The organism is Halalkaliarchaeum desulfuricum, assembly GCF_002952775.1.
Taxonomy (GTDB): Archaea; Halobacteriota; Halobacteria; order Halobacteriales; family Haloferacaceae; genus Halalkaliarchaeum; species Halalkaliarchaeum desulfuricum.
Map to the genome: position 1 here is coordinate 2974477 of NZ_CP025066.1, position 13019 is coordinate 2987495.

At 58.0% G+C, this 13019-nt stretch carries 14 protein-coding genes and 1 pseudogene; 9 read left to right on the plus strand and 6 right to left on the minus strand.

The window, feature by feature from the left end:
- From AArcSl_RS14750 to AArcSl_RS14770, 5 genes and pseudogenes are all read left to right on the plus strand, one after another.
- Complete coding sequence (locus tag AArcSl_RS14750) at positions 1-1089, plus strand: polysaccharide pyruvyl transferase family protein (RefSeq protein ID WP_119820939.1); 1089 nt, start codon at positions 1-3, stop codon at positions 1087-1089.
- Positions 1086-1991: a glycosyltransferase gene (locus AArcSl_RS14755; protein WP_119820941.1), complete on the plus strand. Its 906-nt coding sequence runs from the start codon at positions 1086-1088 to the stop codon at positions 1989-1991. Before AArcSl_RS14750 ends, AArcSl_RS14755 begins: the two co-directional genes overlap by 4 nt.
- Before the next feature lie 137 nt (positions 1992-2128).
- On the plus strand, positions 2129-3031 hold the full coding sequence (locus tag AArcSl_RS14760) for a glycosyltransferase (RefSeq protein ID WP_119820943.1): 903 nt from the start codon (positions 2129-2131) through the stop codon (positions 3029-3031).
- Positions 2985-3209 (plus strand): hypothetical protein, encoded by a 225-nt coding sequence (locus AArcSl_RS17270; protein ID WP_217563465.1) that lies wholly within the window; start codon positions 2985-2987, stop codon positions 3207-3209. Before AArcSl_RS14760 ends, AArcSl_RS17270 begins: the two co-directional genes overlap by 47 nt.
- A 102-nt stretch (positions 3210-3311) precedes the next feature.
- Positions 3312-4123, plus strand: a pseudogene (locus AArcSl_RS14770) (hypothetical protein).
- A 288-nt stretch (positions 4124-4411) separates the two neighbouring features.
- Here AArcSl_RS14770 and AArcSl_RS14775 read toward each other — a convergent pair.
- The 5 genes from AArcSl_RS14775 to AArcSl_RS14795 all read right to left on the minus strand — a co-directional run bounded on the left by AArcSl_RS14775 (position 4412) and on the right by AArcSl_RS14795 (position 6980).
- Entirely contained in the window at positions 4412-4849 is a 438-nt protein-coding gene (locus tag AArcSl_RS14775; protein ID WP_119820945.1) for a type II toxin-antitoxin system VapC family toxin, read from the minus strand.
- A gap of 4 nt (positions 4850-4853) precedes the next feature.
- A complete protein-coding gene (locus tag AArcSl_RS14780) occupies positions 4854-5129 on the minus strand; it encodes a hypothetical protein (protein WP_119820947.1) in 276 nt (91 codons plus the stop codon).
- 153 nt (positions 5130-5282) lie between these two features.
- A complete protein-coding gene (locus tag AArcSl_RS14785; RefSeq protein ID WP_119822028.1) occupies positions 5283-5507 on the minus strand; it encodes a hypothetical protein in 225 nt (74 codons plus the stop codon).
- Between the two features lie 40 nt (positions 5508-5547).
- On the minus strand, positions 5548-5988 hold the full coding sequence (gene mntA, locus AArcSl_RS14790; RefSeq protein ID WP_161945982.1) for a type VII toxin-antitoxin system MntA family adenylyltransferase antitoxin: 441 nt from the start codon (positions 5986-5988) through the stop codon (positions 5548-5550).
- 260 nt (positions 5989-6248) lie between these two features.
- The gene (locus AArcSl_RS14795) at positions 6249-6980 is read right to left on the minus strand and encodes a hypothetical protein (protein ID WP_119820958.1); all 732 of its coding nucleotides are present in this window, start codon (positions 6978-6980) and stop codon (positions 6249-6251) included.
- 1151 nt (positions 6981-8131) lie between these two features.
- On the opposite strand from AArcSl_RS14795, the gene AArcSl_RS16695 reads away from it, so the two are divergent.
- The 3 genes from AArcSl_RS16695 (at position 8132) to AArcSl_RS14805 (ending at position 9997) form a co-directional block, all read left to right on the plus strand.
- Complete coding sequence (locus AArcSl_RS16695) at positions 8132-8320, plus strand: hypothetical protein (RefSeq protein ID WP_133412176.1); 189 nt, start codon at positions 8132-8134, stop codon at positions 8318-8320.
- A 488-nt stretch (positions 8321-8808) separates the two neighbouring features.
- Positions 8809-9267: a type IV pilin gene (locus AArcSl_RS14800; RefSeq protein WP_119820960.1), complete on the plus strand. Its 459-nt coding sequence runs from the start codon at positions 8809-8811 to the stop codon at positions 9265-9267.
- Between the two features lie 214 nt (positions 9268-9481).
- Positions 9482-9997 (plus strand): type IV pilin, encoded by a 516-nt coding sequence (locus tag AArcSl_RS14805; RefSeq protein ID WP_119820962.1) that lies wholly within the window; start codon positions 9482-9484, stop codon positions 9995-9997.
- 791 nt (positions 9998-10788) lie between these two features.
- Here AArcSl_RS14805 and AArcSl_RS14810 read toward each other — a convergent pair.
- Positions 10789-11148, minus strand: a complete 360-nt coding sequence (locus AArcSl_RS14810) for a Cdc6/Cdc18 family protein (RefSeq protein WP_119820964.1) — start codon at positions 11146-11148, stop codon at positions 10789-10791.
- Between the two features lie 354 nt (positions 11149-11502).
- Between AArcSl_RS14810 and AArcSl_RS14815 the strand changes: the two genes are divergently transcribed.
- Positions 11503-12696, plus strand: a complete 1194-nt coding sequence (locus AArcSl_RS14815; RefSeq protein WP_119820966.1) for a Cdc6/Cdc18 family protein — start codon at positions 11503-11505, stop codon at positions 12694-12696.
- Positions 12697-13019: the final 323 nt, after the last annotated feature.

The window sequence follows — 13019 nt, forward strand, 5'->3', positions numbered from 1 at the left end:
ATGGCGGATAAGGTTGGATACGCTGGTTGGATCGGTCACAATAATATTGGGGATGAGGCCCTGTTAGCGGCGAATAGACGCCTTTTCAGTGATATAGAATTTATTGACTTCCGATACTGGAATGGATACGATTCGCTTTTCCTTGGCGGTGGAACTATTTTACCGCAATTTCTTGTCGGAGGGGAACCGGAAGTCGGGCGCAGTAATCATTTTACCGCTGCAATTGGAGTAGGTATTCGAGATTCCGATTTCTGGAATCAGCAGCTGGCTCCGATAGATATTCGGTATCTTGCAGGACGAATAGGACTCTCGGGAGTTATTAGAAACAAATACATTGAATACCTTCTTGAGCCTGCTGAATACCTTTCCTCTAACATATTAGCTACTGGATATTATTTTTCCGATGAAGATTATCGTGCGATTGGCGAGTATGAGTTTGACCATTTAGGCGTTCGAGGGCCGTTATCTCAGGAAATACTCTCTAAGTACGATATCGACTGTGAACTGGTGGGCGACACAGCATTAGTGCTTGAGCCGTCATCTACAGAGATCCAGCGGGAAAAAAAGATAGCGGTCTGTCTCCAGCACGATAAGCTAAAATGGGCTAGAAACGAGGATTACCTACACCACGTCGTCGAATTTCTTTCCGAATTGTCCTCAGAATATAGAATCGTGTTTCTTCCTTTTCAAAAGGAAGACATATCGATGCATATTGACCTCAGCAATAATCTAGATAGCGCTGAGTTCAAGAATTATTGTTCCCCAATGGATGTGCAAGGAGCAATCAACGAAATCGCGTCCTGTGAATACATGATCGGTGAGAAGCTTCACGCAAACATATTGAGCGCATGTAGTTACACTCCGTTTATTTCACTAGAATATAGACCGAAATGTTTAGACTTCGCTGCTTCTGTTGGAATGACTGACTATAACATTCGTATTGATAAACTCACGAAAGATAAGTTAAAAATCATATACGAAAATATGGTAGATAGTGATTGTGTGGTCGATAAACTGGAGTCAGAGGTAAGCAAGAAACGTGAGAACATACGCCAATTTGCACACAAAGTAGATGCAGATCTAGTATGACTGCGTCTTCGAAACGAACGAGACCTCTTGTATCGATAGTTACCCCAGTCTACGCCGATCCTGAAGGCCTCCAAACTACCCTCCAAAGTTCTGTTGAGCAACGTCATAGTTCGTTTGAAATCGTTGTTGCCGTAACTCCCTCCTCAGGAAAAACACTTGAAGTAGCAGAAGAATATACATCAAAGTACTCAGAACTAATACGTGTTGTCAAAGTTCAAGAGAAGGGGAGAGCTAGAGCTAGGAATGCTGGAATAGAGGAAGCAAACGGTGAGATTATCGCATTTGTCGATGCCGATATCTGGATGGACCCTGACTGGTTGGAGAACGCGATTTTAGATATGAAAACCAAGGGGGCACATTATCTCGCTTGTAGTGTTAGCATTTCTTCCACCACCGACAATGGTGGATTTATTGAAAGATACGATCGGGCTTTGTCGATCCCAGTAAAGCACTATATCGAAGAGTATCACTTCGCTCCGACAGCAGCCCTGTTGCTTACTCGTGGCCTTATCGAGGAAGTAGGAACTTTTGATCCAGAATTGACGTCTGGAGAGGACCGTGAGTTCGGAAATCGTGTATACGAACGAGGATATGAACTCTATGTGAGCGACTGTGAGGTGTATCACCCTCCCCGAAAGAAGGTATCGGACCAAACTCAAAAAGCAATCAGAATCGGGGTTGGAATGGAGCAGCTCCGTCGCCAATACCCAGATAGATATTCGCTTCCGAGTTTGATGTCGCCGCTTTCGTATGCTCCTCCGAATCCCAAACGCCTCAGATCTCGACTTTCGAGTAATAGTTACAAGCCAGACTTCCTCGAATGGATGCTCTTTTATTTATTTAATTACTTTTTGAAATTGTACCAACAACTCGGCCGATGGCAGCACTTTCGTAACCGTTAGTAGGATAGATCATATCTCTGGAAAACAAGCTTCTATTGAATACCATTGATAAATGATTTTTCTCAATATCTCGACGATCCCCTGTTTCAACGCATTCATACCATGATTAGAAGTCACTTACACCCACTGAACTACCGATGATTGACTCATCAGTCGATATCATAACCCCCGTCTACAACGATCCCAACGGAATCACCGAGACCCTCGACTCCCTCCTCGCTCAGTCTACCACACACGACTACCACATCGCTATCGTCGACAACGACTCCACCGATCGCACCCCCGACATCGTCCGTTCGTACGACCACGACCACCTCACTCTCCATCACGAACGCGAGGTCCAGTCCTCTTACGCCGCCCGCAACACGGGCATCCGCAACACCGACAGCGATATCCTCGCATTCGTCGACGCCGATATGTCCGTTCCCGAGAACTGGCTCGAGGACGCTCTCACCGCGTTCCGCGCCGCCGAAGCCGACTACATGGGCTGTCACGTCGAGCTCGAACTCCCGGAGAATCCGACTCTCGCCGCACGCTACGACCACCACACAGGCTTCCCAGTCGAGGGCTACATCGAACGACAGCAGTTCGCCCCGACCTGCTGTCTGTTCGTCCGCCGCGAGGTGTTTGCGGACGTCGGCCTGTTCGATCACCGCCTCGAGTCCGGCGGCGACAAGGAGTTCGGAAACCGCGTTCACGACGCGGGCTACGACCAGCACTTCGCGAGCGATGTCACGATGACGCACCCGACCAGGAACTCGATCCCCCAACTCGTCTCGAAGGACCGCCGCGTCGGCCGCGGCCTCTGCCAGCTCCAGCGGTACCACCCCGACCGCTACGGTACGCCCGGCGTCCCGCCGCGTCCGACCGGGATCAAGCGCCCCGATCGCGATCTCCCGACGCGTGATCGCCTCGCGTTCGGCACACTCTCGACGTTCCTCACGGGCGTCCGGGGACTCGGCTACTACCAGGAGTACCTGACTGGCGACCGACGTGACGACGGCGACGGAATCCCGCAGCTTCCGGCTGCCGATCGATAACGTCGATCCTACGGCGATCGTCGAGGTGAACGGTACGCCGCCCATCGAGGACCTCTTCCGCAACAACCTCGCGGACGTCGCCAATCGACAGCAGGAGGACCGCGTCGATTCCGCGTTCATCGTCGAAGAGTCCCCCTGCTCGCCGGCGGTGGGTGATGGTTCAGCAGCGACGGAATAGCCCCAGGCCCCCAGCGCCACAGACCCTCGACTGCGAACCGCACAGCGATCCTCGATCCGGAGAGTGACAGGATTTTTGCGAGTCCCTTCGAACACCCCCACCATGTCGTCGCCCTCCACCAGCCCCTCCAGGAGTCCGCCATCGCTCGATCAACTCCTCACCCGCACGCTCGCGCATCTCGATCGCCTGCTCGTGCTGGCAGCCGTCCCGCTTGTGACGTCCTTGCTCAACGTCAGCGACCTGTTGGCCACCGCGCAGACGCGTGGGATGTCCGTCACCGCATCGTTTCCGGTGTATCGCTACGACCTCTGGAGCTTCGTCGACGCCCCCGACGACGGTGGCCTCACGGTCTCGGTGCCGTTCGGGACGGTGGAGTCGATCGCGCTCGTGATTCCCCTGCTCGTGGCCTACGTGATCGTGTCCGGCGCCCTCAGTGCAGGGTATTTCGGCAGCATCGCGTCGGGACTTACGACCGGGTCGTTCGATTTCGTCGCCAACGTGCGCCGGTTCGGCCTCCGGATGATCGCACTCGAGGTGCTCGTGATCGCCGCGTTGCTCGTCGTCTTCCTCCCGTTGCTCGTGGTCCCCCCGCTGTTCGTCCTCGCGATCCTCGCCGTCCTGGTCCTCGCGTACTTCCTGTTCCCGACCGTCTACGTGCTCGTACTGGAGGACCGCGGCATCGAGTCCGCCCTCCGCCGGGGGTATGACCTCGTGACGACACACCAGCCGATCGTGGTCTTCCTCGCGATCGTCGTGGCGACGCTCATGTGTTCGGTCCCGCTGAGCTCCTGGCGTATTCGGGGATCGGTGGCGCGCTCGTGGCCGCACTCCTCGCCGCACCCCTCGGGCTCGCGTTCAACGTCGCGACCATGGTGATGGTGCCCAGCATGGTCGACGTCAGCGTGGTGGAGTGAGGTCCATCGTCGAAACTGCTTCCAGTTGGGGGACCCACACCTCGTACCGAGTGAAATATGGATGGCTGACGATCACCAGCACTCGGCGGGAGCAGCCCGGTCGGGACGTTCCCGAGTGGAAGCGTCTCCCTCTTCTCTTTCCGTTCCATCCTTCCCCCTCCCGTCACGCTAGCGTCTTCCGATCGCTGTCGTCGTCGAACTGACTCACCACGATTCGACTCACCACGATTCGATCCGTCGCGATTCGACCCGCCGCCATCTCGCCTATCGGGGTAGATCAGGTCAGCATCAGTCGAGCAGCGTTTCGGGGACGAGCCGATCGACCAGGCCGTCGAAATCGTCGTCGAAGCTCAACACCGAGTCGACGTCGTGGTGCTCGACCATCGCGACGGTCATCGCGTCGGTGAAGTTGAGTCCGTGGTCGTCGTACCGTTCGTAGATTGCGACGGCGTCCTCGAAGCGCCGTGGCGAGGAGTAGAGCAACTCGATGGCGTCCGGATATCCCGCTCCCCGGATCCGGCGCCCGACCGTCACCGCGTCGGATACCCGTCCCGTCTGCCGGTGGGTGAGGGTCACCGTCTCGTCGTAGACGTAGTCGCTGGTCATCGGGCGGCCGTACTCCACCGATCGAAGGACGCGTTCCAGTGCCCGCGTGGCGACGTCGTGGCGGGTCGCGTCACGATCGTGGTGCGCGTACAGGACGCCCGTGTCGAGGAAGACGCTCATCCGTTCACCCGTACAGGATCTCGTCGATGTCGTCCTCGTCGGTCTCCACATCCGAGGAGATCTGTCCCTCGTGGAACCGGGCGATCTCCTCCTCAGAAAGCGCCGTCGACCCGTCTCTAAACGAGTCGACGAACTCGTCGCGGGACTCGTAGGCGTCCTCGACGAGCCGTTCCAGGACCTCCTGTTGTGTCACTTTCGTTCCCGTCTCGAGTTTGATCGCCGCCTGGAGTTCCTCGAGGCGGGACTTCGTGTCTTCGTCCATCTTGACTGCCGTCGCCATAGATGTGGTTGTATCTGGAACTCAATTAAGTCTTCTACCGACTCGGCTGGGCGATCGTCCATCCACGAGCCGAATCGTCGTATCGAGAACGAGCATTCCGAAACGGGTATTCACAGCCGTTCCCCGCGGGTATCGTCGACGATCGCTGACGTGTCACAGCGTTTCATCGTCAGGAGGGGACAGCGCGGCACGGCTCAACGCTTCGATATCCGCGATCACCTCGTCGTGGATCTCGCGATCGAGCACGCCGGCGCCCGTGACGTCGGCGAGTTGTCGACGATCCTCGAGATACTCCCGGATGACCTCGCTGAAGCTTCGATCGCCCTTCTCCGGTTCGAGCGACTGTTTCCGGGCGAGCAGCCTCGTTGCATCCGCCACGAACTCGACCTTGTCGATAATTCGGTCGATCGTCCCGTCATCAAGCGTCAACGGCGTCCTCCATCTCGGTGAGTAGCGCGTCGAATCGGTCGAGCCGATCACCGCGCGTGTCTTCAGTCGTTCGATCGGCGAACTCTCGCCGTCGCCGATCGGCCCGTCCGGGGCTCCCGACGAGGAGCACCCCCCGTTCGAGGGCTGCCTTCCCGATCGCCGGGCGAACCCCGTCGAGATCGACGACGTCGACGTCGTCAGTTCCCAGTTCTCGGGTCAGATCGACGATCACGTCGAGTCGTGCCCGCCGTCTCTCGTCGGGTGAGAGCTCCCCGTCGAATTCGACGGCAACGTCGACGTCGCTGTGGGCGTGTGTCGATCCGGTCGCCCGCGAGCCGAAGAGGACACCGAGTCGAATCGGGTACCCCTCGAGGACACGCCGGATCGCATCGACGTCGATTGCATCCGTATCGTCGGCGGTGCCGGCCATACGAGTGGATAGCTCCGCTTCGCGTATAAAGCATGGCTCGCGATGGCAGATCACGGTCGGAAAATGAACCATCACACCTCGTACCGAGTGACGGACGTGCAACTGAGGATCACCAGCACTCGGCGGGAGCAGCCCGGGCGGGACCTTCCTGAAAACAATCGCCCAGCCCACCCCGTCAACCTACCGTCTTTCGCTTGCTGTGATCACCGGGCGCAGTTGTTTCCGGGCCTGGCAGCGTGCCCGCCCCTCTCCCCTGGGGTTCAACATTCCAGAACCGTTCCGTTTCGAGGGTCTGCATCCTCGTCATCGGTGCGATAGATGACTCCGGGGGCGACGTAGTAGGCGGCAGACAGATAGTGATCCCCGTGGACGCCCGGGAGCTCGCTCTCCGAGACCCGGATCAGGTCACCCTGGTAGTCGATGACGACCCCGTCGACGTCGCCGGCCGCCGCCTCGAGTTGGTCCCGGGTCCGTCGGTAGTCGGGGTGTTTCTCGGGAATGTCGGCGGTCCGGTCCCCCGTGGCGGCCTGCTCGAGCGCCTCCTGGAGCGTCGGGTTGTCTTCGAACGTCTCGTGGTCCCACGGGACGGGATCCGTCGCCGCGTCCGTCACCAGTTCGAATCCGAGGACCGTCCGGTCCGGTTCCCACGTCGCCCAGAAGGTTTCGACTGTGACACGATAGCCCTCGTCGACGTGCGTCACGTCCACGATGCTGGTTCCCGGATCCTCGATCCGGTCGTACTGCTCGCGATCGATCCGGGTTTGATCGACGTAGGCCGGTTCGTACTGTTCGAGGAAGGATTCGACAGTGTCACGGTCTAGTTCTGTCGGTGGCTCCACGTCTTCGACGGTGTCGACGGGACACGCCTCCGGGCGGGCGTCGTCGGGCTGGGGTCCGGCGCCGTCGCCGCCGTCGCCGCCGTCGCCGAGACAGCCAGCACTCGCGAGGGGCGGGAGGCCGCCGAGCGACGCGAGGACGGTGCGTCTGTGCATGGGGTCCGGTGAGTCGCTGGGGGAATAACGGTGTTCGAGACTGAAACAGTCACCTGGGTGTTGGTCGGGCATTGTGTGGGGTCCGACGTGGGACGACTGGCGTGTTCCGTGCGCTCAGGAGTCAGCGATCGGATGCCGTTTCGCGTACTGTACTGGTATAACGGAGCGATGTACGGCCGTCGCACGTCGACGGTATATCCGTGCTAACCACTACACCCACCCACACACCTCGTACCGAGTGTACTACTCGCGGTCGGGGGCTTCGAGGACGAGCACAGGAGATTGAAACAACCGGTGGACACGATCGGTCACCCCCACCCCCGGGTGTGTCGTGAACTATTGAGAACTCCTCTACCCCATCCGTGGTTGTTCTCGGCAGGCGGTCCGATTCAACTCGATCACTGTAAGGTCGATCCTCCGATTCGAGTTCGCGACATACCCGGGAGTGGGTTGATCAGTAACCAGTCCGAGATATCGTGCCGCGCGAGCGAGTGTCCGAGATATTTTGTAACTCCTTCGGCGACGGCGATCAGGTTGCTGTCCGACAAGTAGCGGATGGTGGGAATCCGACAACGTTTCATCACCCGAATTGGAGTCACGGCCGAAAGCCGACCATTGCAAACAAACGACCCCAAACAGAGCCCGACCCACCCCCAAAGACGGCCATCGACAGTCACCGGAACCCCGGCACGTCGACGCGAGGTCGGCTGCCACACTGACGACCCATCTGATCCGCGGGCGCAGTCGCAGTCACCCGCCATCCCGGCCGACCGAGAGGACTGCAGACAGGCACCCGGCAGCGACAGCGTCTCTCGACAGCCGTGTGCCGTCGGCGAGGCGGAACACCGTACTCCCGGGAAGTCCGGGTGGCGACACCGACGCCTGAAACCGACGTCGTGGCTGTCGCCGCTGCGACCGACGTCGTCGGCACGCACCGGGTAGGTCTCGTCACCTCCCGTCATCGCCGTTCCCGGCGACTCCAGTCCTGACTCGACCGCACTCGATCTCTACCCTCATCTTCTCGGTCCGGGTTCTCGAGCGACAGATCGGCCGTCGCTCGTCACACCTGTGTGTGTCATGTATCCTGTACTCCGGAACGAAGAGATGTCTGTCAGGCCACTGTGGAGCTATTGCAACCCCCGAGTCCATCTGTGACCGCACCTGTAGCCGTCAATAGTGCTGTCACAGCTGGTATCTCGCTTCAGGAGACGGGACCCCATCAGGGGACGTCGCCGCTGGATCGCTACGAGTTGGATGCGCCTGGGTGTTCGGCGATCCGGACGCTTTCGTCGGTTTCGGCCGAAATGTTCGAGCGGGTGTTGACGGCGGACGGGGGGTGATGGTGGGACTGGTAGCGATCGGGATGGCGGCGAGAGGATGGAGACGGTGTCGAAGGGAGACGGACATCCAGAAAGCCCCCGGCCGCTCGACTTCGTTCGCTCCTTCGGCGGTCTCCCGGCGGTCGACCGCCCGTCGCTCACCCGCCGGGGCTTGCTGCGCGCTTCCCTCGCTTTTCGAGGTCTCCCTTCGGTCGACCTCGCCTCGCTCGGTGCAGTGCTTGCGGCGCCCGGGCGGGATCGAGCGGCCGGCCCCTTTCAGTCCCGCCCGGGATGTTTGGGTGGCTTCGGGGCGGCTGGCGTGTTCTGTGCGCTCAGGAGTCAGCGATTGATTTCATGACTGATAATCGGGAGGAATGGTTTAATTACCACCTCTCAGTAGGATGTGATATCCACCACCGGAGATGCGGGGGTGCGGCGGCGGTGTCGCAGCCGCGTTTGGTGGGGAGGATCGAAGACGACAACCGATTCGAAACACAACGAGACAAATCATGCAATTGAAAGCGTTTTTCGAAGACAGAGAGGCGGTATCGCCCGTAATCGGGGTCATTCTCATGGTCGCGATTACGGAGATCCTGGCTGCGGTGATCGGGACGTTCGTGCTCGGGCTGGGTGACCAGGTCGGGGAGACGGCGCCGAATGCGAATTGGGGTACTGACGTTAATGAGGATGAAACGGAGGTAACGTTCACTCACAACGGCGGGGACAGCGTTGACAAAGACGAACTCCGATTCACGGTGTCAGGTGATGTTTCGCTTGAGGACGCGGATGATCACGGGGATGGCGGGGAATTAAAAGAGGCAGTCGACACCCCACTAACCGCTGGAAGCAGCATCACAGCGGTCGTATCTGTTGATAATGATGATGATACTGGAACAGTAACACTCGTCTGGGAATCTGGAGACCAATCTAGCGTTCTTAAATCGGTTGATGTTGATCCCGACGCATAAGCTGTAGAACTTCTTATTTATTCATCTGCTATATAGATATACATCTATAGCTATGCTTCTCAAATTTTTCACCCATGATAATTAGCAGAAAGGCTTTATCAGTGAGACAAAAGAATCGGCAAGTCACCACCACGATGCTAGGGGCACACGACACACTAGCGGTGCAAGAGATGGCTAGCGCTGCGTGTCACCCATCAGTGGGGGATTCAAAATCATGCACTTGAGAGAGTTATTCAAGGACAGAGAGGCGGTATCGCCCGTAATCGGGGTTATTCTTATGGTCGCGATTACGGTAATCCTGGCAGCAGTGATCGGGACGTTCGTGCTAGGTCTCGGAGATCAGGTGGGAGATACGGCACCGAACTCGCAGTTCGAAGGGGAACAATTGACCGAAGATATGGAAGGACAGGATGTGGAGGAAATTGTAGACTTCCGCCATACCGGCGGAGATAGCGTTGAGGGCAGTGCACTTGGGATAAGTGTTAGCGGACTTAGTGGGGAAGATGTTGACTCTGAGAATATTGAGTTTGATCTGTTAACTGATGAGGGTTCCTTGAGTGCAGGTGACACCGCCACAGTTGAAGTAGAAGTTACTGGAGGTGACCCTACTTCCGAGGACGTAGTAGTTAATGAAGGTACAGAGATCAGCCTTACGTGGGAAAGCGGAGATCGGTCGTCCGTACTCCGTGCATACGAACTACCAAATGACATCGAGTACGGCGAAGAATAAGGAGTCAACCTTAGCGTGAAGGAAGCGGCCGAGCAAGGGTGGATTGGTGGTTCAACAATGCTCAACCGCATGGTTGAGAAGACTCGCCAACAGGAAGTATTTCCCCGAGGGAACACCCCGACCGAGCGGCGTGTCCTCGCAGCGTTTTTGTACATGCTGGCCCCTCGATCAGCGGATCGTACCGTTAGTCGGTCCTGTTTTTGAAGGAAATACTCAACAGTGCCGAGGTCGCCCGCTGGTGCGGGCTGATCGCGGCCCGTAGTACGATTGGACGCTGAAATTGTTAGACTGCGAGTATGAATGTAAAACGTGGGAAATCGGTCACTGATTAAGGTGTGGTTCGGGGTTTTCAAGTACCGAACCAAACGATTTTATCACCGATTCCCCTTCCACAACATCGACAGCTCAACCAGATCGCGGCTCACAGCCTTTGCCGCTCTTCAAATGCCACGCTCTAACCTTGACACCCTTGTAATTCATCTATGATCCAACTCTTTGCGTTTCAGCGATCCGCTCAGCTTAAGTAAACAGTTCAAAGATGAGCCCGTGGTACGACCGACATTCACCGAGATACGTTCTCAATGCGCTCTCGAACGTCGACGATCACATCGACACCAAGGGGCAATCGAAGAACGCCAATACCGGATCAGCGTTTCCGACTACATCGGTAACTCGTCACCGACGGCCGTGAACAGCGTGACGTGTTCGATGCCAAGAGGAAACAGCACGAAGCGTCGCCGACACCGAGATTCCATCATAGAACTGGACCCACACACCTCGTACCGAGTGTACTACTCGCGGTCGAGGGCTTCGACGACGACCTCGGGGGACCGGAGCAACCGATGGACGCGATAGCTCCCTTCCCCATGGCCACCGCCAGTGTACTCGCTTTCGGTGATACCCAAAAACGCCTGTTCCTTGAGGAGACGCTGCACGCGATCGTAACTCAAGGGAGACGTGTTCGTTTGACTGACGACGTTCTCGTAGGCGTCGTACACCTCCGCAGTGCGGAATCGGGTCCTGCCAGTCTCTTCGGTGAGTAACGCAAGCGCGCGAAGGATGTGTTGTTCTAGGTCGCACGACCTCGCGGAGGGCAGAAGTGTAGTCTCCCCTTTTAGGCACCTGTGTTTGATTGACGGCCGTTTTCGCATCCGACAGTGGGATCGCTCGCACCCAGAGATTACTGCGCCCCCAGCTTCGAATAGTAGAAACTACCCCCACCCCCGGGTGTGTCGTGAACTTCGAGCGGTTACTCTCGCTTGGAGCCTTCCCTCCGATCGATCACGGTCGACGTGACGGGAGACGATAGATCACCCCCACCCCCGGGTGTGTCGCGAACTATTGAGGATTTCTCCACCCCATCCGTAGTTGTTCTCGGCAGGCGGTTCCGATACAACTCGATCACTGTGAGCTCGATCCTCCGATTCGAGTTCGCGACACACCCGGGGGCTTGACGACGTTCACGATGCACAAGTTATATATGAAAGACTGATTATGAACAACCTATGCCGGAGTATTTTCAGGACCGGTCGTCGATTTTTGCCGACGAGTCCGTTCTGGTTGAAGAATACACGCCGGACGAACTCCCGGAACGCGAGGCCGAACTCACGGAATTAGGCGCTGCCCTGAGTCCCGGGTTGGGGACTGGCAGGCCTCACGACGTGTTCCTCCAGGGGAAGACAGGTCAGGGAAAGACGGCCGCGGCTCGGTTCATCCTCGATGAGTTCGAAGCCGAGGCGGCCGACAAGGACGTCGATCTCACGACGATCTTTCACACGTGTGCCGGACAGACCTCGTCGTATCAAGTCGTCTGTAATCTCGTCGAACAGCAGACGGGTGAGAACCCGAACGGCCATCCAAAGCGAACGGTGTTCGATCACTTTTATGATCTCCTCAACGATATCGGCGGGACGATCGTCCTCGTTCTCGACGAAGTCGACGCCATCGGGCAAAACGACCTCCTCCTGTACGAACTGAGTCGTGCGAAGGACAACGACCACATCGCCGACGACGTCGACGTGAGTGTGATCGGCATCAGCAACGACGGGAACTTCCTCGCAGAGCTCTCGCCGAAAGTGAAAGACTCGTTCCGGGAGCGTAGGGTCATGTTCGACGCGTACGACGCGGAGCAGCTCCGGTCGATCCTCGAACGTCGCGTCGAGAAAGCCTTCGTCGACGATGCCGTCGACGAGAGCGCGATCGCGCTGTGTGCCGGCTACGCCGCGAACGATCAGGGCTCCGCCCGGCAGGCGATCGACTACCTCTACGAGGCCGGCGAGATCGCGCTCCGGCAGGGCGACACGCGAGTGACGGACGAACACGCCGAGCAGGCCGAGGCGAAAGTCGACCGGCGGTCCGTCATGCGAAGCATCGAGGAGCTCACGCTCCAGGACCATCTGGCCCTCGTCGCGCTCGTCGTCCTGGAGGCTCACGGAGAGACCCCCGCACGGACGCGACGGGTGTATGCGACCTACCGAAACGTCTGTGCGGAGATCGACGCAAACGACATTTCGCTGGACCGCGTCCGTGACCATCTCAAGGAACTCGATCTGCTCGGCGTTACGCAGTACACGACCCGGACAGCCGGATCCGAAGGGGGACGGAAGTACTTCTGGGAACTCAATACGGATCTGGGTGCGACGATCGAAGTCCTGGATTCGATCGATCGGCTCGACGGGGTGATGCATCTGGTCAGATAGTTCACGACACACCCGGGGGTGGGGGGTGGGTCGATCAGCAGCCAGTCCGATATCGTGGTGGAGGCGACACCGGCGAGTTCGGCAGGTAGCAGTCTCTCTCGGAGTTGCGAAAGACTCGGTCAGAATTCGACCGGAAGAACTGCGTCGAGACGGCCAGTTTCGAATCACCGGATGGTCGGTCGTACACGACGGGGGCAGCCCGGGCCGTGTCGACGTCTCGGACGGTGACAGTGGATCCGTCTCGATCTTCACTCGGTACGAGGTGTGTGGGTGGGGGATCGTACGGTGCTGCAGTTGGTCACAGAGTTCGCGACACACCCGGG

What these genes read in the sequence shown, in the direction of transcription:
- AArcSl_RS14750 (WP_119820939.1), top strand. Translation starts at nt 1, where the DNA reads ATGGCGGATAAGGTTGGATACGCTGGTTGGATCGGTCACAATAATATT.
- AArcSl_RS14755 (WP_119820941.1), top strand. Translation starts at nt 1,086, where the DNA reads ATGACTGCGTCTTCGAAACGAACGAGACCTCTTGTATCGATAGTTACC.
- AArcSl_RS14760 (WP_119820943.1), top strand. Translation starts at nt 2,129, where the DNA reads ATGATTGACTCATCAGTCGATATCATAACCCCCGTCTACAACGATCCC.
- AArcSl_RS14775 (WP_119820945.1), bottom strand. Translation starts at nt 4,849, where the DNA reads ATGAGCGTCTTCCTCGACACGGGCGTCCTGTACGCGCACCACGATCGT.
- AArcSl_RS14780 (WP_119820947.1), bottom strand. Translation starts at nt 5,129, where the DNA reads ATGGCGACGGCAGTCAAGATGGACGAAGACACGAAGTCCCGCCTCGAG.
- mntA (WP_161945982.1), bottom strand. Translation starts at nt 5,988, where the DNA reads ATGGCCGGCACCGCCGACGATACGGATGCAATCGACGTCGATGCGATC.
- AArcSl_RS14795 (WP_119820958.1), bottom strand. Translation starts at nt 6,980, where the DNA reads ATGCACAGACGCACCGTCCTCGCGTCGCTCGGCGGCCTCCCGCCCCTC.
- AArcSl_RS14800 (WP_119820960.1), top strand. Translation starts at nt 8,809, where the DNA reads ATGCAATTGAAAGCGTTTTTCGAAGACAGAGAGGCGGTATCGCCCGTA.
- AArcSl_RS14805 (WP_119820962.1), top strand. Translation starts at nt 9,482, where the DNA reads ATGCACTTGAGAGAGTTATTCAAGGACAGAGAGGCGGTATCGCCCGTA.
- AArcSl_RS14810 (WP_119820964.1), bottom strand. Translation starts at nt 11,148, where the DNA reads ATGCGAAAACGGCCGTCAATCAAACACAGGTGCCTAAAAGGGGAGACT.
- AArcSl_RS14815 (WP_119820966.1), top strand. Translation starts at nt 11,503, where the DNA reads ATGCCGGAGTATTTTCAGGACCGGTCGTCGATTTTTGCCGACGAGTCC.